Source organism: Roseicyclus mahoneyensis, assembly GCF_003148775.1.
Classification (GTDB): domain Bacteria; phylum Pseudomonadota; class Alphaproteobacteria; order Rhodobacterales; family Rhodobacteraceae; genus Roseicyclus; species Roseicyclus mahoneyensis.
The window spans coordinates 1-25,256 of sequence record NZ_QGGW01000007.1; the positions used below are offsets into that span (position 1 = coordinate 1).

At 66.9% G+C, this 25,256-nt stretch carries 26 protein-coding genes and 1 pseudogene; 12 read left to right on the forward strand and 15 right to left on the reverse strand.

Going from position 1 to position 25,256, the window contains the following annotated elements:
* The 4 genes and pseudogenes from C7455_RS20490 to C7455_RS13800 all read right to left on the reverse strand — a co-directional run.
* Positions 1-91, reverse strand: a pseudogene (locus C7455_RS20490) (succinyl-CoA--3-ketoacid-CoA transferase); the annotation flags it as partial.
* Between the two features lie 69 nt (positions 92-160).
* Positions 161-1,267, reverse strand: coding sequence for a class II histone deacetylase (locus C7455_RS13790; RefSeq protein ID WP_109669504.1), 1,107 nt, complete (start codon positions 1,265-1,267; stop codon positions 161-163).
* A 188-nt stretch (positions 1,268-1,455) separates the two neighbouring features.
* On the reverse strand, positions 1,456-1,695 hold the full coding sequence (locus C7455_RS13795) for a hypothetical protein (RefSeq protein WP_109669199.1): 240 nt from the start codon (positions 1,693-1,695) through the stop codon (positions 1,456-1,458).
* A 10-nt stretch (positions 1,696-1,705) separates the two neighbouring features.
* Positions 1,706-2,095 carry a thiol-disulfide oxidoreductase DCC family protein gene (locus C7455_RS13800; RefSeq protein ID WP_109669200.1) on the reverse strand — a complete coding sequence of 130 codons (390 nt, stop codon included), beginning with the start codon at positions 2,093-2,095 and terminating at the stop codon, positions 1,706-1,708.
* A 114-nt stretch (positions 2,096-2,209) separates the two neighbouring features.
* Between C7455_RS13800 and C7455_RS13805 the strand changes: the two genes are divergently transcribed.
* From C7455_RS13805 to C7455_RS13815, 3 genes are all read left to right on the forward strand, one after another.
* Complete coding sequence (locus tag C7455_RS13805) at positions 2,210-2,923, forward strand: M48 family metallopeptidase (RefSeq protein WP_109669202.1); 714 nt, start codon at positions 2,210-2,212, stop codon at positions 2,921-2,923.
* A gap of 86 nt (positions 2,924-3,009) precedes the next feature.
* The gene (locus tag C7455_RS13810; RefSeq protein ID WP_109669204.1) at positions 3,010-3,264 is read left to right on the forward strand and encodes a DUF6455 family protein; all 255 of its coding nucleotides are present in this window, start codon (positions 3,010-3,012) and stop codon (positions 3,262-3,264) included.
* On the forward strand, positions 3,261-3,545 hold the full coding sequence (locus C7455_RS13815) for a DUF6455 family protein (protein WP_109669206.1): 285 nt from the start codon (positions 3,261-3,263) through the stop codon (positions 3,543-3,545). Before C7455_RS13810 ends, C7455_RS13815 begins: the two co-directional genes overlap by 4 nt.
* Before the next feature lie 4 nt (positions 3,546-3,549).
* Here the strand turns inward: C7455_RS13815 and rimO are convergent, their stop codons facing one another.
* Positions 3,550-4,917, reverse strand: coding sequence for a 30S ribosomal protein S12 methylthiotransferase RimO (gene rimO, locus C7455_RS13820; protein ID WP_109669207.1), 1,368 nt, complete (start codon positions 4,915-4,917; stop codon positions 3,550-3,552).
* A 144-nt stretch (positions 4,918-5,061) separates the two neighbouring features.
* Between rimO and C7455_RS13825 the strand changes: the two genes are divergently transcribed.
* The 3 genes from C7455_RS13825 (at position 5,062) to C7455_RS13835 (ending at position 8,854) form a co-directional block, all read left to right on the forward strand.
* Positions 5,062-7,059, forward strand: coding sequence for an AsmA family protein (locus C7455_RS13825; protein ID WP_109669209.1), 1,998 nt, complete (start codon positions 5,062-5,064; stop codon positions 7,057-7,059).
* A 14-nt stretch (positions 7,060-7,073) separates the two neighbouring features.
* A complete protein-coding gene (locus C7455_RS13830; protein WP_170119084.1) occupies positions 7,074-7,568 on the forward strand; it encodes a transglycosylase SLT domain-containing protein in 495 nt (164 codons plus the stop codon).
* A 104-nt stretch (positions 7,569-7,672) separates the two neighbouring features.
* Entirely contained in the window at positions 7,673-8,854 is a 1,182-nt protein-coding gene (locus C7455_RS13835) for a S41 family peptidase (protein ID WP_109669212.1), read from the forward strand.
* Between the two features lie 83 nt (positions 8,855-8,937).
* On the opposite strand, the gene C7455_RS13840 is transcribed toward C7455_RS13835, so the two are convergent.
* The 5 genes from C7455_RS13840 to metF form a co-directional block, all read right to left on the reverse strand.
* Positions 8,938-9,558 (reverse strand): GcrA family cell cycle regulator, encoded by a 621-nt coding sequence (locus tag C7455_RS13840; RefSeq protein ID WP_109669214.1) that lies wholly within the window; start codon positions 9,556-9,558, stop codon positions 8,938-8,940.
* Positions 9,559-9,685: 127 nt separating this feature from the next.
* A complete protein-coding gene (locus C7455_RS13845; RefSeq protein WP_245904354.1) occupies positions 9,686-10,528 on the reverse strand; it encodes a DMT family transporter in 843 nt (280 codons plus the stop codon).
* A 118-nt stretch (positions 10,529-10,646) separates the two neighbouring features.
* The gene (argF, locus tag C7455_RS13850; RefSeq protein WP_109669217.1) at positions 10,647-11,573 is read right to left on the reverse strand and encodes an ornithine carbamoyltransferase; all 927 of its coding nucleotides are present in this window, start codon (positions 11,571-11,573) and stop codon (positions 10,647-10,649) included.
* A gap of 88 nt (positions 11,574-11,661) precedes the next feature.
* Positions 11,662-12,852 carry an aspartate aminotransferase family protein gene (locus C7455_RS13855; RefSeq protein ID WP_109669219.1) on the reverse strand — a complete coding sequence of 397 codons (1,191 nt, stop codon included), beginning with the start codon at positions 12,850-12,852 and terminating at the stop codon, positions 11,662-11,664.
* Positions 12,853-13,032: 180 nt separating this feature from the next.
* A complete protein-coding gene (gene metF / locus C7455_RS13860; protein ID WP_109669220.1) occupies positions 13,033-13,899 on the reverse strand; it encodes a methylenetetrahydrofolate reductase [NAD(P)H] in 867 nt (288 codons plus the stop codon).
* A 93-nt stretch (positions 13,900-13,992) separates the two neighbouring features.
* Between metF and C7455_RS13865 the strand changes: the two genes are divergently transcribed.
* A complete protein-coding gene (locus C7455_RS13865; RefSeq protein ID WP_109669222.1) occupies positions 13,993-14,901 on the forward strand; it encodes a LysR family transcriptional regulator in 909 nt (302 codons plus the stop codon).
* A 73-nt stretch (positions 14,902-14,974) separates the two neighbouring features.
* Positions 14,975-15,772: an inositol monophosphatase family protein gene (locus C7455_RS13870; protein ID WP_109669223.1), complete on the forward strand. Its 798-nt coding sequence runs from the start codon at positions 14,975-14,977 to the stop codon at positions 15,770-15,772.
* Here C7455_RS13870 and C7455_RS13875 read toward each other — a convergent pair.
* The 4 genes from C7455_RS13875 to fsa form a co-directional block, all read right to left on the reverse strand.
* Positions 15,769-16,455: a CDP-alcohol phosphatidyltransferase family protein gene (locus tag C7455_RS13875; protein ID WP_109669225.1), complete on the reverse strand. Its 687-nt coding sequence runs from the start codon at positions 16,453-16,455 to the stop codon at positions 15,769-15,771. The genes C7455_RS13870 and C7455_RS13875 overlap by 4 nt on opposite strands.
* 59 nt (positions 16,456-16,514) lie before the next feature.
* Positions 16,515-17,438: a tyrosine recombinase XerC gene (locus tag C7455_RS13880; protein WP_109669226.1), complete on the reverse strand. Its 924-nt coding sequence runs from the start codon at positions 17,436-17,438 to the stop codon at positions 16,515-16,517.
* 1 nt (position 17,439) lies between these two features.
* On the reverse strand, positions 17,440-18,108 hold the full coding sequence (locus C7455_RS13885; protein WP_109669505.1) for a DUF484 family protein: 669 nt from the start codon (positions 18,106-18,108) through the stop codon (positions 17,440-17,442).
* 115 nt (positions 18,109-18,223) lie between these two features.
* Entirely contained in the window at positions 18,224-18,880 is a 657-nt protein-coding gene (gene fsa / locus C7455_RS13890; RefSeq protein ID WP_109669228.1) for a fructose-6-phosphate aldolase, read from the reverse strand.
* A 75-nt stretch (positions 18,881-18,955) separates the two neighbouring features.
* On the opposite strand from fsa, the gene C7455_RS13895 reads away from it, so the two are divergent.
* The 4 genes from C7455_RS13895 to C7455_RS13910 all read left to right on the forward strand — a co-directional run bounded on the left by C7455_RS13895 (position 18,956) and on the right by C7455_RS13910 (position 24,211).
* Positions 18,956-21,148 carry a primosomal protein N' gene (locus C7455_RS13895; protein WP_109669230.1) on the forward strand — a complete coding sequence of 731 codons (2,193 nt, stop codon included), beginning with the start codon at positions 18,956-18,958 and terminating at the stop codon, positions 21,146-21,148.
* Between the two features lie 68 nt (positions 21,149-21,216).
* Positions 21,217-22,302, forward strand: coding sequence for a histidinol-phosphate transaminase (gene hisC, locus C7455_RS13900; protein ID WP_109669232.1), 1,086 nt, complete (start codon positions 21,217-21,219; stop codon positions 22,300-22,302).
* A complete protein-coding gene (locus C7455_RS13905; protein WP_109669233.1) occupies positions 22,299-23,234 on the forward strand; it encodes a prephenate/arogenate dehydrogenase family protein in 936 nt (311 codons plus the stop codon). The genes hisC and C7455_RS13905 overlap by 4 nt, the downstream gene beginning before the upstream one ends.
* Positions 23,231-24,211: an extensin-like domain-containing protein gene (locus C7455_RS13910; RefSeq protein WP_245904336.1), complete on the forward strand. Its 981-nt coding sequence runs from the start codon at positions 23,231-23,233 to the stop codon at positions 24,209-24,211. Before C7455_RS13905 ends, C7455_RS13910 begins: the two co-directional genes overlap by 4 nt.
* Here the strand turns inward: C7455_RS13910 and C7455_RS13915 are convergent.
* Entirely contained in the window at positions 24,208-25,209 is a 1,002-nt protein-coding gene (locus C7455_RS13915) for a DUF2125 domain-containing protein (protein ID WP_109669236.1), read from the reverse strand. The two genes, C7455_RS13910 and C7455_RS13915, sit on opposite strands and share 4 nt — an antisense overlap.
* Positions 25,210-25,256 lie beyond the last annotated feature (47 nt).

Sequence of the window (25,256 nt, forward strand, 5' to 3'; positions counted from 1 at the left end):
CGCACAGGCCGAAACCGCCCGCCGCGATCAGCATGCCGTCGAACAGAACCCCATCCAGCGCATCCGCCGCCGAGCTGTAGACCTTTTTCATGCCGGTTTCCCCTTGCTGAGTTGCTTGGCGCGCACCCTGCCGCCGCAACGCGGCGAAGTCAACGCGGGCTCAGGCCTCGAGCGCGGCCTCCATCTCGGCAATCAGGGTGGAACAATAGTGTTCGAACCGGGGGCCGGGTTGTTGCCGGTCAAGTCGGGGCTTCATCGGGTCGGGCGCGATGATGGCGCTGCCCGACATCGCCTCCAGCACGGCATGGCCGCAAAACGGCACATGCGCCTCTGAATAGCCGCCCTCATGTGTCAGCATCAGCTTGCCCTCGCACAGGTCAGCCGCCGCCTCCATCGTCATCTCAGTCATCGCGCGGAAGGTGTCCGATCCCGCCATCATCCGGCCCAAGGGGTCCACGCCCGAGGCGTCGAAGCCGCAGGCCACCACGATGGTGTCAGGCTGAAAGGCGTAGAGTTGCGGGATCACCAGCCGCTCGAACGCCTCCAGATAGGTGGCATGCCCGCCGCCCGGAGGCAGGGGGATGTTGAGGTTGAACCCCTCGCCCGCGCCCGCACCCCGATCCTCGAAATCGCCCGAATCCTGCGGATAGTTGCGTTCCTGATGGATCGAGATGGTCAGCGTGTCGGGGCGTTCGTAATAGATGGCTTCCGTCCCGTTGCCGTGGTGCACGTCCCAGTCGATCACCGCGACCCGGTCGGCAAGGCCCGCTGCGCGCGCCGCCTCAAGTGCAATCGCGATGTTGTTGAGCAGGCAGAACCCGTTGGGGAAATCGGGCAGGCAATGATGCCCCGGCGGGCGCGACAGGGCATAGGCGTTGTCGAGCCGGCCCTGCAGCACGTCGATGAGCGCGGCCCTGGTCAGCCCCGCCGAGATGGCCGCGATCTCGAATCCGTCGGGACCGAAGGGGGTGCGCAGGCCCAACTCGCCGCCGCCCTTGGCGGCCGTTTCGCGAAACAGGTCGATGTAGCTTTGCGGATGAATGCGCAGCAGGTCTTCCTCGGTGGCAGGCTGCGCGCCCGGCGTCGCAAGCTCGGCCATCAGGCCCGTCACCTCGACAAGGTTCTTGAACCTGCGCTTGGTCTCGGGGTTCTCGGGCAGGCCACCGGCGGTCGAAGGCTGCATCAGCCCGCCCACAGGCACCATGAAGCTGTAGTTGCCGCCCGAATGCCAGAAGCACCGTTCGTTGACGAAAAATCCGGTGGTCATGCGCATCCCCCTTGCCCGGTCCGGCGTCGGTCTGGCCCTGGGCAGAGTATGGGGGTCTGGAAGGGCACCTGTCCATAGGGCTCAAGCTGGGTGTGGACAAGGGTGTGGAACGATTGCAAAATCACAAGGATCTGTCCCTGCGCGCCCGCGGAGAGGGAAAAGGATACCGGATTTGTGACAGTTGCGGGTCAGTCCCGCTCCAGCCGGTAGACCCCCTCGGGCAGATCCAGAGCCGCGGCCAGGTCGCGCAATTGCGCCATGGACAACGTCACCACCTGCTCGCGGTCGGTGCGTGCGTCATATTGGGTGAGCGTGACGCATTCGGCGAAGGCTGCGATGGCCACATCCTCTTGCAACGGCTGGCCATCCTCGCCTTCGTCGACAAGGGTGATGACGGTTGCGTCGAACTCGTGCTCGATGGTGAACATGAGCGCGAGCCTAGGCGCGCCGATCCGGACCCGCAAGCCCTCGCGCCTCACGCCGCATCTGCTTGCGGTAGAGCCACGGTGCGGCCAGACGGTTGTAGGCCAGATCAGCCAGCGGGCGCATGCCGGGCGCCATGACCAGCCGCGCAAGCCAGCCCATGCGCGGCAGCGTTGCCCAGATCGCGGCAAAGGCGGGGATGCCGCTGACGATGGTGCCATCGGGAAGGGCCGCGTGCATCCGACGCTTGGCCTGATCGGATGTCAGGCTCCAGCCGCCCAGATCTGCGGTATTGAGATCCTCGAACCGCAGGGGGGCGCCCGCGGCCTCGGCCCGGGCGCGGTAATGGGCGATCTCGGCCCGGCAGATCGGGCAGCGGTCGTTGTAAAGGATGCGTGTGGTCATGCTCCCACAGCTAAGCTGCGCCGCCGCCGCGTCAACCGGCCACAAGCCCGTGATCGGGGCTGGACCGTCCGGGGTGGGCCGCTAAAACTGGCACGGAGATCGGAAAAAGCTCCCATGCGCCTGACAGTGATCGCCCTTTGCGCCGCCGCCCTGTTGTCGGGCTGCGTGCAGGTCGTGCCCCTCCCACAGGCCTCGCCGCCACCGGTCGATATGGCCGCCCGCGCGCGGCAGGCGGTCGCGAATTTCGATGAGGTGGTGACGCGGGTGGAGCCTGTCGCCGAACAGGTCTGCCGCGAACAGACGCCCGACCAGATTTGCGATTTCATCATCTATGTCGACCGGTCGCCCCAAAGCGGCGTCAACGCTTTTCACACGCTCGACCCGCAGGGGCGGCCCGCGATCATCTTCACGCTGGGCCTGATCGCGGTGGCGCAAAACACCGACGAGCTGGCCTTCATCATGGGGCATGAGGCTGCCCATCACATCGCCCGACACCTGCCCACCGGCCGATTGCAGGCCGAGCAGGGCGCGCGCGTCTTCGCCGATATCGCCCGCGCCCGCGGCGCAAGTGCCGCCGAGATCGGCGAGGCGGCGCAGATCGGATCCTTCGTCGCCTTCCGCCAGTTCGGCCAGCAGGCCGAGCTTGAAGCCGATGCCATCGGCACCTTGATCGCGGCGCGCGCGGGCTATGACCCCTTGATCGGGTCAGCCTTCTTTACCCGCATCCCCGATCCGGCGCAGGAATTCCTGTCTTCCCATCCCCCCAATGCGGCACGGATCGAGACGGTCCGCAGCACCCTGCGCGCCATGGGCCGCCCCGGCGTTTGATCTGCGTCAAGGCGGTCCCGGCGCGCGAGGCTAGATTTCCCAAAGGATCAGAAGCCTCACCGAAGGCCGCACAAGGGGTGCCACGCATGCAATCCAACATGACAAGCGACCGCCACGCGGCGTTGATGGCCAAGATGGCCACCATTCTGGGCACCGATCTGGACGATGCGGAACTGCGCGGCGACCTGCCGCCCGAGATGCGCGACGACATGCTGAGCGCCTGCACCGGCTGCGCCGAGCCGGGCAATTGCGCCCGCTGGCTTGCCCGAACGGCCCAGGCCGAGGCCGCGCCGGACTATTGCCGCAACCGCGACATCCTGCACGCGTTGGCGGCGGAATGACCGATCCGCGCCCTCATCCGCTTGGCCCCGAGAACCGCCATTACTGGCTGGCCGTGACCATGGCTCGGAAAACCGGCGCCGACATGCAGCGCGCGCTGGAGGATGGGGTGATCGCTCACGCAGACTGGGCCGCTTTGGTGCAGCGCTGCCGTGGCTGCGGCTGGGCCGAGGGGTGCAATCACTGGATGAGGTCGCAAGATGCGGGCGCGGCCGATGTGCCGCAGGCCTGCCCAAACGCCCCGACCTTCGAAAAGGTGCTGGCGGCGTTCGGCGCTGTCTGACCTCTCAGGCGCGGATACGGCCCCAGAGATCGTATTCGCTGGCCTCTTCCACCTCGACGGTCACGAAATCGCCGGGGGAAAGCCCCTCGAACCCTTCGTCGATGAAAAGATTGCCGTCGATCTCGGGCGCATCCGACATGGTGCGGCAGGTCGCGCCTTCTTGGTCCACCGTATCGACCAGAACGGTCAGGGTCCGGCCCACCTTGGCGGCCAGCTTGGCCTCGGAAATTGCCTGCGCCTTTTGCATGAAGCGGTCCCAGCGGTCTTGCTTGACGGCCTCGGGGACATGATCGGGCAGGGCGTTCGACCGGGCCCCGGCGACATTTTCATATTGGAAGCAGCCGACGCGATCGAGCTGCGCCTCGTCCAGCCAGTCGAGCAGTGTCTGGAACTCCGCCTCGGTCTCGCCGGGGTAGCCAACGATGAAGGTCGACCGCAGCGTGATGTCGGGGCAGTCCCGTCGCCATGCCGCGATCTCGTCGAGGGTGCGCGAAGCTGCTGCGGGCCGCGCCATGCGCTTCAGAACGTCCGGGTGGGCGTGCTGGAACGGGATGTCGAGATAGGGCAGCAGGCCGTTGGTGGGGTCGGCCATCAGCGGGATCAGATCGCGCACATGGGGGTAGGGGTAGACATAGTGCAAGCGAACCCACGCCCCGAGTGTGGACAAGTCTCTGGATAGATCGAGAATCGGAAACTTCGCCTCGCGCCCTTTCCAGTCGGTGCCATAGGCGCTGGTGTCCTGGCTGATCACCAGCAACTCGCGCACGCCCGCCTCGACCAGCTTTTCCGCCTCGCGCAGCACCGCCTTGGCCGGGCGCGACTGCAACCGCCCACGCATGTCGGGGATGATGCAGAACTTGCACTTGTGATCGCAGCCCTCGGCAATCTTGAGATAGCTGTAATGGCGCGGGGTCAGCGACACGCCGCGCGCGGGCAGAAGGTCGATGAACGGATCGGGCGCGGGTGGCACGGCGGCATGCACGGCATCAAGCACCTGCTCGTACTGGTGTGGCCCCGTCACGGCCAGCACGGTCGGATGCGCGCCGGTGATGTATTCCGGTTCCGCCCCCAGACAGCCCGTCACGATCACCCGCCCGTTTTCGCGCAGCGCCTCGCCTATGGCGTCGAGCGATTCCAGCTTGGCGCTGTCCAGAAACCCGCAGGTGTTCACGATCACCGCATCCGCACCGGCATAATCGGGCGAGATGGCATAGCCCTCCGCGCGCAGCCGCGTCAGAATGCGTTCACTGTCGACCAAGGCCTTGGGACAGCCGAGCGAGACCATCCCGATCCGGGGCTGGCCGGGGCGGGCGGTGTCGGGAATAGCGGCGCGCGCAAGGTCGGGCCGCAGGGCGGGCGGGTTCTGGCTCATGGCTGCGGCAGATAGCGCGGTCTGCGCTTGCGCGAAAGGGGTCAGCGCCGCTTTGCCGATCCGCCCGCGGCCGAGCGCAAAAAGGGGTGCACAAGGACCTTGGCTTCGCGTTAGACTCGCAAGAAACGGGCAGGGGCACCCCTCATGCGGTGGTTGATACGAATTCTGGGCGTCTTGGCGCTCTTGGCTCTCCTTTCGGTCGGCGCGATCCTCGCGGTGCCCGCCGACCGGATTGCGTCGGTCGCGGCCGACCGCTTGGGTCAGGCGCTGGGCCGAGAGGTCAGCCTGTCGGGTGCGGTGCGCCCCACGCTCTGGCCGCATCTGGGCGTCCGGGCCGAGGGGGTGCGCGTCGGCAATCCCGACTGGGTGACGCAAGGCCCCCTGATTGCCGCCGAGGCGCTGAGCCTGCGCGTGCCATGGTCGGCGGTCCTGTCGGGCGAGGTCTTGATCGACGAGATCACGCTGGTCGCCCCCCAGATCATGCTGGTGCGTGCCGCCGACGGGCGGGTCAGCTGGGCGCTGGCCGCCGAGGCGATATCCGATGCAGGCCCGGCGACGGCCCCGGCGGAAACCCGCAACATCGGCATCACCTCTGTGCGCATCAGCGACGGCAGCTTTGCCTATATCGACAGCACGACGGGTCAGACGCTGCGCATCGCCGAGCTTGACGCCCGTCTCGGACTGCCCGCCGATGGCCCCGCCACGGTGGAGGGCACGGCCGAGGTCAATGGCACGGCCCTGACCCTCGCCGCCACGCTGGGCGCCCCCCGCGCGCTGATGGATGGGGCGACCAGCCTCCTCGATGTGGCGCTGGACTGGCGTGGCGGCAGTGCCCGCTTCGACGGGCGGGCAGAGCTTGCCCCGGCCTTCAGCGGCGATCTGCAGGTGGATGCCACCGACCTCGACCCGCTTCTGGCGATTCTTGGCGCGGCGATGCCGGACCTGCCGCAAGGCTATGGCCGCGACCGGCTGGCCTTGGCGGGGCAGGTGACGCTGACCGAGGCGGGCACGGCCCATCTGCGCGACGGTCGGCTGACGCTGGACGACACGCAGCTGACGCTCGCGCTGGACCTGACACCAGGCGCGGAGCGCCCGATGATCCGCGGCACCGTCACGGGCGCGCGCCTTGTGCTGCCCTCGGACGGTTCCGCGACCGGGGGCGGGTCCGGCACCGCGTCGGATCCCCAGCAGGGCTGGTCGCGTGTGCCTATCGATGTCTCGGGCCTGTTCGCTGCCGATGCCGAGATCGCCCTTGTCGTCGAGCGGATCGAGGGGGCGGGCGTGACGCTTGGCCCGGTCGATCTGCGCGCCACGCTCGACCGCGGGCGTCTGGTGCTCGATATCGAACGGATCGGCACCTATGGCGGTGTCCTTGCGGGGCAATTCGTGGTCAACGGGCGCAGCGGCCTGTCGGTGCGCAGCGATGTCATCCTTGCAGGCGTCGACCTGAACCCGCTCATGACCGATCTGGCCGATTACGACCGGCTGGAGGGCAGGGGCAGCATCAGCCTGCAGCTTCTGGGCGTGGGCAATGACATGGCCACCCTGATGGCCAGCCTTGAGGGCGAGGGCGATTTCGCCCTTGGGGCAGGCGCGATCCGGGGCCTCGATCTGGCCGGCATGATCCGCAACTTCGATCCCTCCTTCCGCGGCGAAGGGGTGCGGACTGTCTTTGACAGTGTCGAAGCGAATTTCGCCGTCGCGGGCGGCATCTTGACCAATGACGACCTCTTGCTGGATGCGCCTTGGGGCGATGTGACGGGCGAGGGGACGGTGAACATAGGGGCGCAGACGCTGTCCTACCGCCTGACGCCGGGTGTGCTGCGTGGCGAGGGGGGGGCGCGTATCCGGGTGCCGATCCTCGTCTCGGGCGCTTGGGCCAACCCCAGCATCCGCCCCGACCTCGAATTCCTCGCCGAGCAGGAATTGGCCGAGCAGGCCGAACGGCTGGAGGCCGAGGCCCGCGCCCGTCTTGACGCCGAGGCCGCGAGGCTGGAGGAAGAGGCGCGCCGCCGGATCAACGCGGCGCTCGGCACCGAGTTCGACGCCGAGACCACCGAGGAGGCCGCCCGCGAGGTGCTGGAACAGCGCCTGCGCGAGGAAGCGGAACAGCAACTTCTGCGCCTACTGGGGCGCAACTGAGGCGGGGAAATGCGATGCAGCGTGTGACGGGTGTGGCAATGGTTCTTGCCGCGATGATGCTGGCGGCCTGCGGCGGCGGGCGCGAGACGGCATCGACATCTTCGGTGCCGGCCGGCCTCTATCCCGGTGAAACGCCACAGATGCGCGCGTTGGTGCAGCGCTACGCCCGCATCCACGACATCCCCGAGCCGCTCCTTCACCGGGTCATCCAGCGCGAAAGCGATTACCGCGCCGATGCGCGCAACGGGCCCTATTGGGGCCTGATGCAGATCTTGCCTCAGACGGCCTCGACCATGGGGTTCGATGGCCCGCCCGAGCGCTTGCTCGACCCCGAGGTGAACCTGCAATATGCGGGCCGCTACCTGCGCGGCGCGTGGCTGGTCAGCGACGGCGACATCGACGAGGCGGTGGGCTGGTATGCGCGCGGCTACTATTACGAGGCGCGCGACCGCTGCTTGCTGGTCGAAACCGGCCTGAACAGCCGCGAGATCGCGCGACACTGCCGGTAGGGGGTTGGGTGTTGGTCCTGTGCGGACCTTTGCGGCATTGCGAGACCGAGGACCGTTCAGTGCCCTTCCTGGACATTGAGTCACGCATGCATACACATTGACCCATGTCGATGATCCATGACCTTGAGCAAATAGAGAGAACGGTCCTGCCGACGGACCCCAGCTTTCGGGCAATCGCACGCGAGGAAGTGGATCGTCACATCTTTGAGGCCCGGCAAAATGCCCTTGCGGATGCGAAGGACGAGTTCCTCCTGTCATTGATGCGACTTCTGGCGCTTCCGGGGAACGGGCATACACGTCTCATCCCGAACAATGCCATCTCGGTTCTGCCTCTCAGGTTCGTGACCATCGGGACCGCTGTACGACTGCTTGGCGCCCCGTCCGGTTTCGCCGGGGCGATTGGCACAGATTTGATATCCATCAACGGCATTCCTGTGAGCGAGATCGAAGTCGCCGCAGAGAAGTTTCTGGCGGGAACAAGACAACGAAAACGCGTCATCGGACCAATCCTTTTCGCTTGGCCGAGCGCATTGGTTCGCTTGGGCGTTTTGTCCGGCAGCGGCACAATCGAATACCGGATACGCAATGAGACGGGCCGGATCAGCGAGCTTGTTCCGGATATGGCAAACAGGGTTCCCGGTTCTGCGCTCTACCCGCGAAACGAGCATGGAAAAGCCTGCGCGCTCTGGTCTCCCACGACCTTTCTGGAGATCAGGGATTTCGGCCCACGCGGTCTGCTACTGGTGCTTCCGAGCTTCTTCGATCCCGGCGAAACGGAACTTTCGAATGCGGTTTCCGAGGCGGCAAGCTGCGCAAGATCGCACCCCTACACGCCCCTTCTTTTGGATGTTCGAGGCAATACGGGCGGCAACTTTCTCCGGACCATGCCATTGATCGACGCGATCATGGAGGGTGCGCAAGATCGCCGGGTTGGCGTGCTTGTCGATAAATTCACCTTCTCTGCCGCGATCGTCTTCGTCGCCATCCTGAAGCACCGTCTCGGAGCGCGGCTCAAACTTGTCGGGGAAGAGATGGGGGATGGTCTGACCTTCTTTGCAGAAGGGGGAACGATCGACCTGTCGACCGGTGGCGCGGTCGTCCGATACGCATCGGCCTTTCATGATTGGGCGGAAGGGCGCATCGACGAGACCACTCCGAGCGAGATCGCGGAAGAGATCGTCCCGGTCGGAACACTGGAGTTGGACACTACCCGGATCGCAAATTCAGACGATGCTGCATCGCGGGATCGGTTCTGCCGGGAGGTTCTCATTAGCCTAAGCGTCTAGACGAACCTCCGGTCCGTCTAGCAACTCGGGCGTTCGTGCCGCGCGGGTAGGTTCCGCGTCCGCCTCCCGGGTGTCCTTGTCGCCTACCGCCGCCTGTCGCGGCGGCTCGACATCGGCTGGAACGCCACGCCCACATGCGCCTCGCAATAGGGTTTGCCCTGTTGCACCGGCAGGCCGCAGAAATAGAAATCCTCGGTCGCGGGGTCGCCGATGGGCCATTTGCAGGTGCGTTCGGTCAGTTCCATCAGGCTGATGCGCTTGGCGGTCTTTTCGACCTCCTGCACCTTTGCCAGCGCCTCGGGGCTGATTTCATTGGCCGAGGGTTGCGGCGGCAGGGGCTGGCCCGCGGGCACGATGGCCTTGCGCAGCGGCGTCACGTTCGACGGGCGCGGCGTCGGCTCGGGCTCGGTCATGTCTTCGGGCGTCGCGGGTTCTGCGGGTGCCTGCCGCGTCTCGGGCTTGCGCGGGCGCAGGGGCTGGGCGGCCTCCTCGGTCTCGGGCGTGGCCTCTGGGCTGGGCTTTGGCGCGGTGCCCGCCGCCGCAACCGGGGCGCCGGTGGTGCGGTTCGACAGGCCAAGGCGATGGACCTTGCCGATCACCGCATTGCGGGTCACGCCGCCCAGTTCCTTGGCGATCTGGCTGGCCGACTGGCCCTCGCCCCACATCTTCTTTAGCAGCTCGACCCGTTCGTCGGTCCAGGACATGCCTGTCTCCTGATTGCTGGGCCGCCGTGGCCCGTCCCCAAGGTCCCGCCCTATGACGGGTCTGGCGCGAAATTTGAACCCCCATTCTATCCTTGCGGCCTTGGGCGGCGCAAGGGCAGGACCGCGATCAGCTGTTACGGCGGTTGACCGCCTCGCGCCACGCCAGTAGCGCCGCGCCTGCGATGATGGTCAAGGCGCCGATCAGGCTGACCGCCGTCGGGACCACCCCGAAGAGCAAGGCATCGTAGCCCGCTGCAAAGACCAGCGTGAGGTAGGAAAACGGCGTGATGAAACTGGTGTCGGCACGCGCCAGCGCATTGATGAAGAACACCTGCGCGCAGGCCATGAGCAGGCCGATGCCCGCCATCCCCGCCCATTGCGCGGGCGCGGGCGGTTGCCAGACCCAGACCACGGCCAGCGCCGCGATGGCCAGACCGATGGAATTGTTGACGATCAGGATTTGGAGCGGCCTTTCGCGTCCCGACAGCCGCTTCATGAAGATCAGTTCCAGCCCCAGCGCCAAGGCGGCGCCAAGGGCAAGCAACGCACCGGGCTGCACCGCCTCGGTTCCGGGCCGGATCAAGATCATCGCACCGGCCAGTGCGATGGCGGCGGCAAGCCAGCGCCACGGCCCCACCTTTTCCCCCAACAGCGGGATGGCAAGGATCATGGCGAGGACCGGGTTCAGAAAGGAAATCGCCGTCGCATCCGACAAGGGGATGGAGGCGGCCGCCGCAAACATCAGCGTAACACCGCCCCAGCCGCAGGCTGTGCGCAGCACGTGGGTGCGGTAATCTGGTCGGGTCAGCACCGGGCGCAGCGCGACGATCGCCGTTGCAAAGACCAGCCACGCAAAGAGGAACCGCCCGAAACTCACCTGCATCGGATGAAGCGCAGGCCCGAGCGCATCGGTGCCCAGCGCCTTGGCGATCAGCGTGGTGGCGGCCAGAAAGGCGGTGGCGCAGATCATCAGCACCACCGCCAGCCCGGGCGCGGCCCGGTGCAGCGGCGCAGGGATCGCCGCGGGCGGGATGGCGGCCTGCGGCGTCGACGCCGAACGGGGCGGTGTTGCGGTCATCGCGGGGCGGTCATACCCCCAGGCACCAGCGCAAGATCGCCTTTTGCGCATGCAGCCTGTTCTCCGCTTCGTCGAAGACAACCGATTGCGGGCCGTCCATCACCGCATCCGTCACCTCCTCGTTCCGGTGCGCGGGCAGGCAATGCATGAACAGCGCGTCGGGCTTGGCCTGCGCCATGAGAGCCTCGTTCACCTGATAAGGGCGCAGCTGGTTGTGGCGGCGTTCCCGCGTGGTCTGGCTGTCATGCATGCTGACCCAGGTGTCGGTCACCACCAGATCCGCGCCCGCGACCGCGCGCGCGGGGTCGCGCTCGATCGTGACGGTAACGCCCTTGGTGCGGGCCTCGTCGAGAAAGAGCCGTTCGGGGTCGAGCGTCGGCGGCCCGGAAAACGTCAGGTCGAAGCCGAACTGCCCGGCGGCATGGGCGAGGCTGGCAAAGACATTGTTGCCGTCGCCGCACCAGACGACCTTTTTCCCAGCGATGGGCCCGCGATGTTCCTCGAAGGTCAGGATGTCGGCCATGATCTGGCAGGGGTGGGTGCGGTTGGTCAGCCCGTTGACGACCGGCACGCTGGCATGATCGGACATTTCCAGCAGCACATCCTCTTCGAAAGTGCGGATCATGATGAGATCGACGTAGCGCGACAGCACGCGGGCGGTATCCGCGATGGTCTCGCCATGGCCGAGCTGCATCTCGGAGCCCGTGAGCACCATGGTCTGCCCGCCCATCTGCCGTACGCCGACGTCAAAGGACACCCGGGTGCGGGTCGAGGGTTTCTCGAAGATCAGCGCGACCATGCGGCCCGCCAGCGGCTGATCGTCATCGGGCGCGCCCTTTGGGCGGCCGGTCCGGTCCGTCTTCATCGCGGCGGCCTGATCGATCATGGCCCGCAGGTCTGCCGGGGCGGTCTTGTTGATATCGAGGAAATGGGGCATGCGAAAACGCTTCTTGTGAGCAGCGGGGCCGGTGGGGGGCTGCCTGCCCCCCACACCCCCCGGGCATATTTCCGGAAAGATGAAGGAGTTACGCGGCCGCGATTTTTCGGCTGACGGCAGAGGCGGCTGTGTCGAGGCGGGCGACACCTTCGGCGATCTCAGCCTCCGAGATGGTGAGCGCGGGCAGGACTCGCACCACGTTGTCGGCTGCCGGAACGGTCAGAATCTGGGCGTCATAGCCCGCCGCGACCACATCGGTGTTGGTCGCCTGGCACTTGAGGCCCAGCATCAGGCCCGAGCCGCGCACGCCCTCGAACACATCGGGATGGGCTGCGACGAGGCCCTCGAGCCTCTGGCGCAAGAACCCGGCCTTCTGGCGGACCTCGTCGAGAAACCCCTCGCGCGTGATCTCGTCCATCACCGCAACGCCCACGGCGCAGCCGAGCGGGTTGCCGCCATAGGTAGACCCATGCGTGCCCGCCGTCATCCCGCGCGCGGCGCGTTCAGTCGCCAAGAGCGCGCCCAGCGGGTAGCCGCCGCCGATGCCCTTGGCGACCATCATGATGTCGGGCGTGATGCCCGCCCATTCATGCGCGAAAAGACGGCCCGTCCGGCCGACGCCGCATTGGATCTCGTCGAAGATCAGCAAAAGCCCGTGCTCGTCGCACAGATCGCGCAGGCCCTTGAGGCAGGCATCGGGCAGGGGGCGGATGCCTGCCTCGCCTTGCACCGGCTCGACCATGATCGCGCCCACATCCGGGGCGGCCGCGGCCGCGCGCAGCGCCTCATGGTCGGCGAACGCCAGTTGGCGGAAGCCGGGCAGCAGCGGGCCGAAGCCCTTGGTCAGCTTCTCCGACCCGGCGGCGGAAATCGCGGCGATGGACCGCCCGTGGAACGCACCCTCGAAGGTCAGGATCGTGGTGCGTTCGGGCGTGTCGCTCTCGGACCAGTATTTCCGCGCCATCTTGACGGCGAGTTCTGTCGCCTCGGTGCCCGAGTTGCAGAAAAACACCGTGTCGGCGAAGGTATGCTCCACAAGCCGTTCGGCCAGCGCCTCCTGCTGCGGCACGACGTAAAGGTTCGACGTGTGCCACAGCGCATTCGCCTGATCGGTGAGCGCGCGGACCAGCGCCGGATGCCCATGGCCCAGCGACATCACCGCGATGCCGGAGGCGAAATCGATGAAGCGTCGCCCGTCGGCCTCGACCATCCACGAGCCTTCGCCTTTGACGAATGACAGCTTGGCACGGTTGTAGCTGGGCAGGACAGGCGAGATCATCTCCGTCTCCGATGCTGGACTGAAAGGACCTGCATTGCGCAGGCCGCATCCCAAGTCAATTCACGGAAGATGATGGGGTCAAGTGCGCTGCGTGATGAGGACGCTGTTTTATTGCGCCCTTCTGTGTTTTGAAACTACCCTTTGGGGGGCCGGAAGGGGCCGGGGCAGGCCCCCCACGTCTCAAGCGACCTCGGATAGCGCGACCTTGGGGGTAACACCCAGCGCGGCACATACATCGCGGGTCAGGTCCGGCGCGTTGAGTGTGTAGAAATGCAGATCCTCGACCCCGCCCTCGATCAGGTCGGTGCACAGTTCGGTCGCCAGTGCCGTGGCCAAGAGCTGCTCGCGCCCATCGCGGGCGGCCTTGTCGAAGGCCTCGTCCAGCCAGCCAGGAATCGGCGTGCCGCACATCTCGGCGAATTTGCGCACGCCCTTCCAGGAATTGATCGGCAAGATGCCGGGGATGATGGGCGCGGTGATGCCAGCCGATGCGCAGGCGTCACGGAAGCGGAAGAAGGTCTCGGCCTCGAAGAAGAACTGCGTTATCGCGGAATTCGCGCCGGCATCGATCTTGCGCTTGAGGTAATCGACGCAATCCTGCACCGAGCCCGCCTCGGGGTGCGGGTCGGGGTAGGCGCCGACGCGCAGGTGGAACTTGCCGGTCTTGGCCAGCGCCTCGATCAGCTCGATGGAATTGGCGAAGCCGTCGGGATGCGGGGTGAACCGGCCCGCGCCCTTGGGCGGATCGCCGCGCAGCGCCACCAGCTGGGTCACGCCGGCGGCGGCATAGCTCTGTGCGATTTCAAGCGTCTCTTCGCGGGTGGCGTCGACGCAGGTCAGATGCGCCGCGACATCGACGCCGTAATTGGCATGGATCGTCTTGACCGCGTCATGGGTCAACGCCCGCGTGGTGCCGCCCGCGCCATAGGTCACAGACACGAAGGTGGGCGCCAGCGGAGACAGCACGCCAAGTGTTTCCCACAGGCGAAACGATGCCTCCAGCGATTTGGGCGGGAAGAACTCGAAGGAGACGCGAGGGGCGGTCATGGCGATTCTGATCCTTGATGTGTCGCCACCGGATGTCGCATAGACTACCCCTTGCGACAAATTCATAATCCTCAAGATCAATATGAGTTTCACATGCATCTCGAGTTCCGGCACCTGCGCACGATCAAGGCCATCCACGAGGAGGGCGGGCTGGCGCGTGCCGCCGACCGCCTGCACATCACGCAGAGCGCGCTCAGCCACCAGATCAAGGGGCTGGAGGATCAGGCGGGTCTTGATCTGTTCGTGCGCCGCTCCAAACCGATGAAGCTTTCGCCCGCGGGGCTGAAACTGCTGCGGCTGGCCGAAGAAGTGCTGCCGCGTATCGCGGCGCTCGAGGATGAGTTCGACAACCTGCGCAAGGGCAAGTCGGGCCGGCTGCACATTGCCATCGAATGCCACGCCTGTTTCGATTGGCTTTTGCCGGTGCTGGAGGCCTTCCGCACCGGCTGGGCCGATATCGACGTGGATATCCGCCCCGGCCTTCAGTTCGAGGCGCTGCCTGCGCTTTTGCGCGAAGAGGTGGATCTTGTGGTCTCCTCTGATCCCGAAAAGATCGCAGGCGTCGATTTCACGCCGTTGTTCGACTATGAGCCGGTCTTCGTCTGCGCTGCCGATCACCCGCTGGCGGCCAAGGACTGGATCGAGGCCGAGGATTTCGCCGATCAAACGCTGATCACCTACCCGGTTGACCGCGCGCGGCTTGATGTGTTCAGCCAGTTGCTGTTCGCGGCAGGGGTGGAGCCGAAATCGATCCGGCAGGTGGAACTGTCCGCCGTCATCTTGCTGCTGGTCGCCTCGGGGCGAGGCGTGGCGGTGCTGCCCGACTGGGTGGTGCGCGATACCGGGCGGCATCCCTCGCTGGTGACGCGGCGCCTGACCGAGGGCGGCATCACCCGGCGGCTTTACGGTGCGACGCGGGCCGATGACACCGCCAAGCCCTTCATGGCGCAGATGCTGAAACTGTGCCGGACCGAGCCGCCCAAACTCCAACGGCGGGGCTGAACGCCTCGGCCCCTTGGCACGCCCGCGCGCGGGGTCTATAGGCTCGCGCCTGTCCGATCCGAAGGAAAGACCGATGCAAGGCTCCGCCAATCTCAACATTATGCTCAAGGCCGCTCGCAAGGCGGGGCGGAGCCTCGTCAAGGATTTCCGCGAGGTGGAGAACTTGCAGGTCTCCACCAAGGGCCCCGGCGACTTCGTCACCCGTGCCGACCGCGCCGCTGAGGAGATCCTGAAGACGGAGCTGATGTCGGCGCGTCCGAACTACGGGTTTCTGGGCGAAGAGGGCACCGTGATCGAAGGCACCGATCCGACGCGGCGCTGGATCGTCGATCCCTTGGATGGGACCACGAATTTCCTGCACGGCATGCCGCATTGGGCGGTCTCCATCGCCTTGGAGCACAAGGGCGAGATCGTCGCGGGCGTCGTCTACGACCCCGCCAAGGACGAGATGTTCTACGCCGAAAAGGGCGCGGGCTGCTGGCTCAATGACAGCAAGCGGTTGCGCGTATCGGGCCGCACCAAGTTGATCGAAAGCGTCTTTGCCACCGGTGTGCCCTTTGCGGGCGGCCGCTACCTGCCCGCCACCTTGCAAGATCTTGCGCGCCTGATGCCTGCCTGCGCGGGCGTGCGGCGCTGGGGGGCGGCGGCGCTCGATCTGGCCTATGTCGCGGCGGGGCGCTACGAGGGCTATTGGGAACGCGGCCTAAATGCCTGGGATATCGCCGCCGGCATCATTCTTGTCCGCGAGGCGGGCGGTCTGGTGCAGCCGATCCGCGAGGGGCAGGACATGCTCGAGGATGGACAGGTCGTCGCCGGCGCCGAGCCGATCTTCGACCAGTTCGCCAAGATCATCCGCGACCGCGAGGCCTAACCCCGCGCCGGGACCATTTGCTGCACAATGCCTGCAAGCAGCAGGTAGAGAGAGGTCGCGGTCACGATCCCCGTCAGCACCGGATTGGGCGCAAAGCCCGTCCAGGCGGCAAAGGCGATGGACAGTGTCCAGAGGATGGCCACCGGCAGCGTCACCATCCTCCAGCGCGCAGTGCGCACGGGATGGACGAATTTCAGGTTCAGGAACTGCGCCACGCTCAGCACGATGACCAACGCGAGGATGGCTTCCCATGGGGGGACCATCACCAACAGCGCCAGCGTCACCATGTTCCAGCAGCCGGGGAAACCGCGAAAGCTCTTGTCTGCGGTCTTCATCCGCGTATCGGCGAAATAAAGCGCCGAGCCAAACGGGATCAGCAGGACCACGACCCAGCCAGACCATCCCGGCAACAGCCCCGAGCCATAAAGCGCGTAGGCCGGGATCATCACATAGGTCAGGAAGTCGATGATGAGGTCCAGAAGAACGCCGTCGATGATCGGCGCATTCTCGGTCACGACGTAGCGCCGCGCGAGCGGACCGTCGATGCCATCGACGATGAAGGCCACGGTCAGCCAGATGGTCATCATCGCCCAATCCTGCTGCGCCGCCTCCAGCAGGGCCAGCATGGCGAGCGAGGCGCCTGCCGCAGTAAAGAGATGAACGGAATAAGCCCGGATACGCATCTGGTCCAGATGACCTGTTGCGCGGGTCTTGGCAACAGGGCCGTGACGGTTTTGTGACGTCAGGCCTTGGGATGGGCCATGGCATAGACTTCGAGCAGGCGGGCGGTGTCGACCGCCGTATAGGCTTGCGTTGTCGACAGCGAGGCATGGCCCAGCAATTCCTGGATCGCCCTAAGGTCACCGCCCGCGTTCAACAGGTGCGTGGCAAAGCTGTGGCGCAGGGCATGCGGCGTGGCCGTGGCGGGCAGGCCCAGTTGCATCCGTGCGTCTTCCATCACCTTGGCCACCAGTCGTCCGTTCAGCGGCCCGCCCCTTATGCCACGAAAGATCGGCGTGCCGGGGCGCAGGTCATGGGGGCAAAGTTCCGTGTAACGGGCCACCGCGTCGCGGGCGGCGGGCAGCACCGGAACCTCGCGGTCGCGGCCGCCCTTGCCGCGGATGCGCAGGCCCTCGCCCAGCGGCAGCACCGCGGCGTCAAGCGCCAGCGCCTCGGACCGGCGCAGCCCGCAGCCATAAAGCAGCGTCAGCACTGCCACGTCGCGCGCCCCGACCCAATCGCGGGCGTCTTGCCCGCCCACCGTCTCGATCATGTCGCGCGCGCCCTCGATGCTGAGCGGACGGGGCAGGCGGCGGCCGTGTTTCGGCGCGCGCATCGACAGGACGGGTGTGGCGTCGAACCCCTCGCGCTCGGCCCACCAGCGGTAGAAGCCCTTCACCGCCGAGAGCCTGCGCGCCAGCGAGCGCGATCCGACGCCGCGCGCCCGCTGCGCCGCCATCCACGCGCGCAGGTCCGACGCGGTCAGCGCGCGCAAGGCCGCGGGGCCGGGGATGTCGCCCGCATGCTGCGCCTGAAAGCTCAGGAAATCTGTCAGGTCGCGCCCGTAGGCGTCGACCGTGGCATCCGATGCGTCGCGCAGGCTGCCGATGTCCGACAGCCAGCGCTGCATCAGGTCGCGAAGCCCGGGGGCAAGCGCGAGGCTCATCTCAGTCGAGCCAGCGCCGCATCAGCCGCTCGAAGGCACCGGCAAAGAAGGTCAGCAGGTCGGTGCCCTGGCTTGGGCGGAACTGATGCGGGTCCTCGGACCCCATGACCAGCAGCGCGGGAAGGCGGCCGGGACCGAGGTTCAGCGCCATCAGCGCCTCGGACTTGATCCAGACCGCATCGGCGCCAAAGATCATCGGGCTGCCGTCGCCGACCTGGCGCAGCGTCACCTGCCGGTGCGGCACGGCGCGCCCGCCGGTGATGTAGCTTTCGACGAACCCGGGCGCGACGACGGTCAGCACATCCTCGAGCTTTTGCACATGGGGGGCTGCGGTGGCCGTCGCCTCGGCGCTTTCGAGAACGAGGCGCACCCGGTCGACCCGCAGCGTGCCCGCCACATCGGTGCCGAGCGCGCGCAGGAAGCCGGTGAACTCGGTCTGGTCCAGCAGCGTCAGGATCGCCCGGTGCAACTGGTTGGTACCCGCGAGGTTCTCATAGGCCGCAGCGATGACCGACCGGTGGGTATCCTCCAGCCGGTCCAGCCGGTTTTCCAGCCGCTCCATCGCGATGCCACGCATGTCGACGATGTTGCCGCCCATCTGCCGGTCGTTGGCGGCGATCAGGGCGCGCATCAGGTCGCGGTCGTCAAGGATAAGGTCGGGATCGGACATGATCCGGTCCCGCCAGTCGGCTTCGGCATAGGATGACAGATCGTCGGGTTCAACGCTGCTCACGGGTGCTGCCCCTCTTGGTGTTTTTGTCGTTGTCCGCGACCTTACAGGAAAGTCACAGAATTTTCTGCCCCGTTTTTGTCCAATCTTTCAGGAAGGCGTCCAGCCCCTTGTCGGTCAACACATGATTGGCCATCGCTTTGATCACGGCAGGTGGCGCGGTGGCCACATCGGCACCCAGCAAAGCGGCCTCTTTCATGTGGTTGGCGGTGCGGACCGAGGCTGTGAGTATCTCTGTGGGGAAATCGTAATTGTCATAGATCTGACGGATCTCCGCGATCAGTTCCATGCCGTCGATGTTGAGATCGTCCAAGCGCCCGACGAAGGGCGAGATGAACGTGGCCCCCGCCTTGGCCGCCAGCAGCGCCTGGTTTGCGCTGAAACACAGCGTGACGTTGACCATGCGCCCTTCGCCGGTCAGCACCTTGCAGGCCTTCAGCCCGTCCCAGGTCAGCGGCACCTTGATGGCGATGTTGTCCGCGATCTTGGCCAGTTCGCGCCCCTCGGCAATCATGCCCTCGGCGTCCAGCGCCACAGTCTCGGCCGACACCGGGCGGCCCGGGATCATCGCGCAGATCTCGGCGGTGACCTCCTTGATGTCGCGGCCCGATTTGGCGATCAGCGAGGGGTTGGTAGTGACACCGTCGACCATTCCCAGATCGTTGAGTTCGCGGATCGCATCGACTTCGGCAGTATCCACAAAGAATTTCATGGCGGCTCTTCCTTTCGGGCTGAGGTCATGGTGAGTTGGCCGTCTTCTATCGCAGCGACCCCCGGGCGAAAAGCCATGAGTGACAGCTATTTCGACGAAGGCGCGCTGATCGGCGTCCTCACGCCCGAGCCGCTGGACCGGGTGCTGGACTACCGCGCGCCCGAAGGCGGGTGCTGGCCGGGTGCCTTTGTCGAGGTGCCCTTGGGGCCGCGCAAGGTGCTTGGCGTGGTCTGGGGGCCGGGGCAGGGCGATTTCGACGCGTCGAAAATCCGCGCCGCGACCCGCGTTCTCGATGCCGCGCCGATGCGCGACGAGTTGCGGGTTTTTCTTGAAAAGGCAGGGGCCTACACCCTCACGCCGCTGTCGCAAATGCTGCGGCTTGCCACCCGTGTGCCGGGCCTGTCGGATCCGCCGTCGATGCGCAAGGTCTACCGGCTGGGTCATGCCACCCCCGCCAAGATGACCGATGCGCGGGCCCGGGTAATCGCGGTTCTGGTGGAGTATGGCGGCCTCGCCTTCACGCTCAAGGAACTGGCCGATCTGGCAGGCGTCACCGCCTCCGTGGTCAAGGGGCTGGCCGCCCAAGGCGTGGTGGAGGAGGCCGACACCCCCCGCGACACGCCCTTTCTGCCGCTCGACCCCGACCGTCCGGGCAAACCTTTGACGGATGACCAGCAGGCCGCCGCCGACGCCCTGCGCACCGCCATCACGTCCGGGCGCTACGGCACGACGCTGCTCAAGGGCGTGACCGGCTCGGGCAAGACCGAGGTCTATCTGGAGGCGGTGGCTGACTGCTTGCGACAGGGTCGTCAGGCGCTGGTGCTTTTGCCCGAAATCGCGCTGACCTCCGAGTTTCTCACGCGGGTCGAGGCGCGCTTTGGCGCCAAGCCCGCCGAATGGCATTCGGGCGTCACCATGACCGAACGCCGCCGGACGTGGCGGATGGTGGGGCAGGGGCACGCGCAACTGGTCGTCGGCGCGCGCTCTGCGCTGTTCTTGCCGTTTCAGGATCTTGGCCTGATCGTCGTGGATGAGGAACACGACACATCCTACAAGCAAGAAGAGGGCGCGCTTTATAATGCGCGCGACATGGCCGTGCTGCGCGCCTCGCTCAACGACGCGCAGGTGGTTCTGGCCTCGGCCACACCGTCGCTCGAGACTTGGGCCAATGCGCAGGCGGGCAAATACGCGCGCCTCGACCTGAGTGCGCGTTTCGGCACCGCCGTCCTGCCCCAGATGCGCGCCATCGACATGCGGGCCGAGGATCTGCCGGGGCAGGCGTGGATTTCCCCTACTCTCAAGCGCGAGGTTTCACAGCGTCTGGACAAGGGCGAACAGTCCCTTCTCTTCCTCAATCGCCGCGGCTATGCCCCCGTCACACTCTGCAGGGCCTGCGGCGCGCAGGTCGGCTGCGACCATTGCGACGCGCGGATGGTCGAACACCGCTTCCAGAAGCGGCTGGTCTGTCACCAATGCGGCGAGACCAAACCCCTGCCCGAGGTCTGCCCGGCCTGCAACGTTTCGGGCAAGATGGCCGCCGTCGGCCCCGGCGTGGAACGCATCGCGGAGGAGGCCGCGCGCGTCTTTCCCGACGCGAAGCTGGCGATCCTGAGTTCCGACCTCTTCGGCTCCGCCCGCGCCCTCAAGGCGCAGATCGAACAGATCGCATCGGGTGAGACTGACATCATCATCGGCACGCAACTCGTCGCCAAGGGGCACAATTTCCCCCGCCTGACACTGGTAGGCGTGATCGACGCCGACCTCGGCCTGCAAGGCTCCGACCTGCGTGCCGCCGAGCGCACGTTCCAGCTGATGCGGCAAGTCTCGGGCCGCGCGGGCCGGGCAGAGGCACCGGGCGTGGCGCTCCTGCAAAGCTTCCAGCCCGAGCACCCGGTGGTCCGCGCCATCCTGAGCGGGGACGAGGAAGGCTTCTGGCGGGCCGAGGCGGCGGAGCGCGAAGCGGCGGGCATGCCGCCCTATGGCCGGCTCGCGGGCATCATCATAAGTGCCGAGGATGCAGCGGCGGGCTTTGACCTCGGGACGCGGCTTGCCCGCAACGACCAGCCCATCCGCGACATCGGCGGCATCGTCTACGGCCCCGCACCCGCCCCCATTGCCCGCGTGCGCGGCCGCCACCGGGTGCGCCTGCTGGTCAAGGCCCCCAAGGGCGCGCCGCTGCAATCGGCCATCGCGCGCTGGATCTCGCCGGTAAAGGCATCTGCCAAACTGCGGCTATCGGTCGATATCGACCCGCAAAGCTTCTACTGATAGCGGTTTTCCACAGCGCAAAACCCCGCTAGGTAGACCCGATCAACTCCAAGCCTCCGGTGCATCCCATGTCCGCCCCGATCCGCCCACAACCCGGCATCCTCGACATCGCGCTTTATCAGGGCGGGCAATCCGTGCTGGAGGGTCATGCCGAACCGCTCAAGCTCAGCTCGAACGAGAACCCCTTCGGCCCATCCCCCGCTGCGCTCAGGGCGATGGCAGCGGCGCTGGGCGACAGCCACCGCTACCCCTCGACCGACCACGCCACCCTCCGCGCCGCCATCGCAGAGGTGCATGGGCTGGATGCGGATCGCATCATCTGCGGCACAGGCTCGGACGAGATCATCCACCTGCTGTGCCAAGCCTATGTGGGCGAGGGGCTGGAGGTGATGCACACCGAGCACGGCTTTGCCATGTATCGCATCAGCGCGCTGGCTGCGGGCGCGACCCCGGTGGAGGTCCCCGAGCGCGACCGCGTCGTCGATGTGGGCGCGATTCTTGATCGTGCGGGGCCGGAGACCCGGCTGGTGTTCATCGCCAACCCCGCCAACCCTACCGCGACCTTCCTGCCCATGGATGCCCTGACCCGGCTGGCCGATGGTCTGCCCGAGACCTGTGTTCTTGTGCTCGACGGCGCTTATGCCGAGTTCGCGGAAGGGTATGACGGCGGCAAAGCGCTGGTCGAGGCACGGCAAAACGTCGTCATGATGCGCACCTTTTCAAAGGCTTACGGCCTTGGCGGCTTGCGCGTGGGGTATGGCTATGCGCCGCGCGACATCATCGATGTCCTCAACCGCATCCGCGGCCCCTTCAACCTTTCGGGCGTGGCCCTTGCGGGGGCAGAGGCCGCGGTGCGCGATCTGGATTGGGTCGCCAAGTGCCTGCAAGACAACGCAGAGGAACGCGCCCGGCTGACGGGCGGCTTGCGCCAGCTGGGCATCGCCTGCGACGAGAGTTTCGCCAATTTCGTCCTTGCCCGCTTTGCAGACGAGGCCGAGGCGCTGGCCGCCGACGCTTTCCTCAAGCGTCACGGCATCATCGTGCGCCACCCGAAAAACTACGGATTCCCTCAGGCGCTGCGCATCACCGTAGGTCGGCCCGAGGACAATTCCCGCGTGCTCGATGCGCTGGCCAGCTTCAAGGGGGCGGCATGAGCGCGCTTTACAACCGCGTCGCCCTGATCGGGCTTGGCCTGATCGCGGGCTCTATGGCGCATGCGATGCGGCGTGGCGGGCTGGCGGGGGAAATCGTGGGCACTGCCCGCTCCCCCGAAACCCGCTCCGTCGCGGCCGAGATCGGGCTGTGCGACCGCATCACCGAGACCGCGGCCGAGGCTGTGGCAGGTGCCGACCTTATCGTGCTTTGCGTCCCGCCCGGCGCCATGGGGGCGGTGGCCGCCGAGATCGGCCCCCTTCTGGCACCGGGCGCCACCGTGACCGATGTCGGATCGGTCAAGCGCGATGTCATCGCACAGGTCGGTCCCCATATTCCCGCAGGCGTCCATTTCGTGCCGGGCCATCCGCTCGCGGGCACGGAACATTCCGGGCCGCGCGCGGGCTTCGCGGAGCTGTTTGACAACCGCTATGTCCTGCTGACCCCCGAACCGGGCACGGATGCCGCCGCAATCGCCCGCCTGCGCGCGCTTTGGGAAGCCTGCGGCGCCCGGGTCGAGGAGATGGACGCCGATCACCACGACCTTGTGCTGGCCGTGACCAGCCACACGCCGCACCTGATCGCCTATACGATGGTGGGCGTGGCCGACGACCTGCGCCGCGTCACCGACAGCGAGGTCATCAAGTATTCCGCCGCCGGTTTCCGCGACTTCACGCGCATCGCCGCCTCCGACCCGACCATGTGGCGCGACGTGTTCTTGACCAACAAGGATGCGACGCTGGAAATCCTCGGCCGATTCACTGAGGAACTCTTCGCCCTTCAGCGCGCGATAAGGCGCGGCGATGGCGATCACCTGCACGCCTATTTCACCCGTACCCGCGCGATCCGACGAGGGATCATCGAGGCCGGGCAGGATACCGACGCCCCCGATTTCGGCCGCTCCAAGCCCAAGCGCGAGGTGCCCGGCGCGTGAAGGCATGGGCCGGAACCATGGCCGCCTGCGTGGCTGTCTTGTGTGCCGCGACGGTTGCGGCAGACCCCGTGGACAGCTCGCCCAGACCGGCCCTGCGCCCCGGGCCGCCCGCCGTCGCAGCCGCCCAAGCACCGACTGTTGCGCGAGTCGTGGTGGCAGGCAGCGCGCAGGCACCCCGTGCAGCCCTCCGGCCCGTCCTCCGGCCCAGCGGCCCGGTTGCGACGGAGCCGGCACCGGCCCAAGCCCAATCCGCCGTCCCCGCCCAGCCTGCCCCGCCGCCCTCCGCCACCCTGCCCGATGCGCTTGCAGGGCTGGTGTTCAACGGCGGCGTCGCGTCGCAATTCGCCCTTGCGCAATCGCCGCGCCCGGCCCTGCGACCGGATGGGTTGGAACAGCGGGTGGCCGCGGCCACGACCGCGACACGACCGGGCCGCACCCAACCCTCTGGCAGCGGCGGTCAATTGTGCGGCGTTCCGGGCCTTGTCGGAGAAAGGCTGGAGCCGATCACCGTGCGCGGCAGCGCCTGCGGCATCGCCGAACCCGTGCGTCTGCGCGCCGTCGACGGGATCGCGATGAGCACGCCCGCCACGGTCAATTGCAACACCGCCCGCGCGCTTCAGACATGGGTGCAACGCAGCGTGGTTCCCAGCGTGGGACGCACCGGAGGCGGAGTGTCATCGCTGCGGGTCGTCGCATCCTACGCCTGCCGGACGCGCAACAACCAGCCCGGCGCGCGGGTGTCGGAACATGGCCGGGGCAATGCGATCGACATCGCAGGCATCGGGCTGGCCGACGGGTCCGAGCTGACGGTCCTGACCGGTTGGCGCGACCGCCGTCAGGGCCAGATCCTGCGCGCGATGCACAGCGGTGCGTGCGGGCCCTTTGGGACGGTGTTGGGGCCCAATGCGGACCGTTTCCATCAAGATCACTTTCATCTGGATGTGGCCACGCACCGGTCCGGCACCTATTGCCGTTAGCGCAGGCGCAGCCGTGGCGCGTCGCCCACCGGCAGCGGGCCGAAATACATGAAGCCGGCGTCCAGCCGCAGCGTCACGTCCAGATCCTCGCGCCGGCCCGACAGACCCGCAAGAAACCCCAGCGCGGTCTCGACCGAGCGCCGCATGCTCGCCCCCAGCGCGCCCGAGCGTTCGGCCATGTCCAGCATCGCGGGCCAGTTTTGCGCCCGGATCGCCACCTCGCCCGTCGCGCGGCCCTCGGCATCCACATCGACCGCACCGGACAGGCGCAACATCAGATCGCCCCATTCGGCCCGTGCCTCCGACAGGTCGATGCGGGTGGGCTGCGGGCGCCTCACCTCGAGCGCTGACAGGTCCCATGGCCGGTCAAAGGTCACCACCGCCTCCGACAGCGCCACGGGGATCGCCGCAGGCATCACGCCCGCTGGGTCGAGCAGTCGGGCCACATCCTCGGGCGGGGTAAGGTCGCTGGCCCTGAACGAGATCGTATAGGTAGCGTCGGTGTCGGTCTGGCGGATCATGCTCAACTGCCCCTCGGCCAGATGGCTGCGCCAGCCAGCGGTGCTTTCGATGGCCAGATCGCGCATCCGCGTCTGCGAGGCATCGAGCGCCAGATTGGCCGCGGGGCGCAGATCCAGCACCGAGGCCAGATCGGCCGCGCTGATGGTCAGGCGCTCATGGGGCGAGGCAAGGCTGTGGCTGGGCGGCCAGATCGCCTCGATCCGCCCCGGATCGAGCGTGGCTTGCCGCAAGGTGAAGGACGGGGCCGACCAGACCAGCCCCGTGGCCGGATCGGCCAACGTCAGGTCGGTGAAGGCGGTCACGAATTGTGCCGGAAAGCCCGTCACGCCCACATCGGCGCGGGTGACCACCCAGCCTTCGGCCTCGCGGGCATCCAGCCATCCGGTCACTGCCCGTTCCGTCAAGGCGGCCCAGCCGAACCAAGCGCCCGAGGCAAGCGTCGCCAAAACCAGCAGTGCCGCAAACAGCCGTTTCATGCCACATCCCCTACCGTCTTGACGCCCGTCCCGCTATAGCGCCGTGC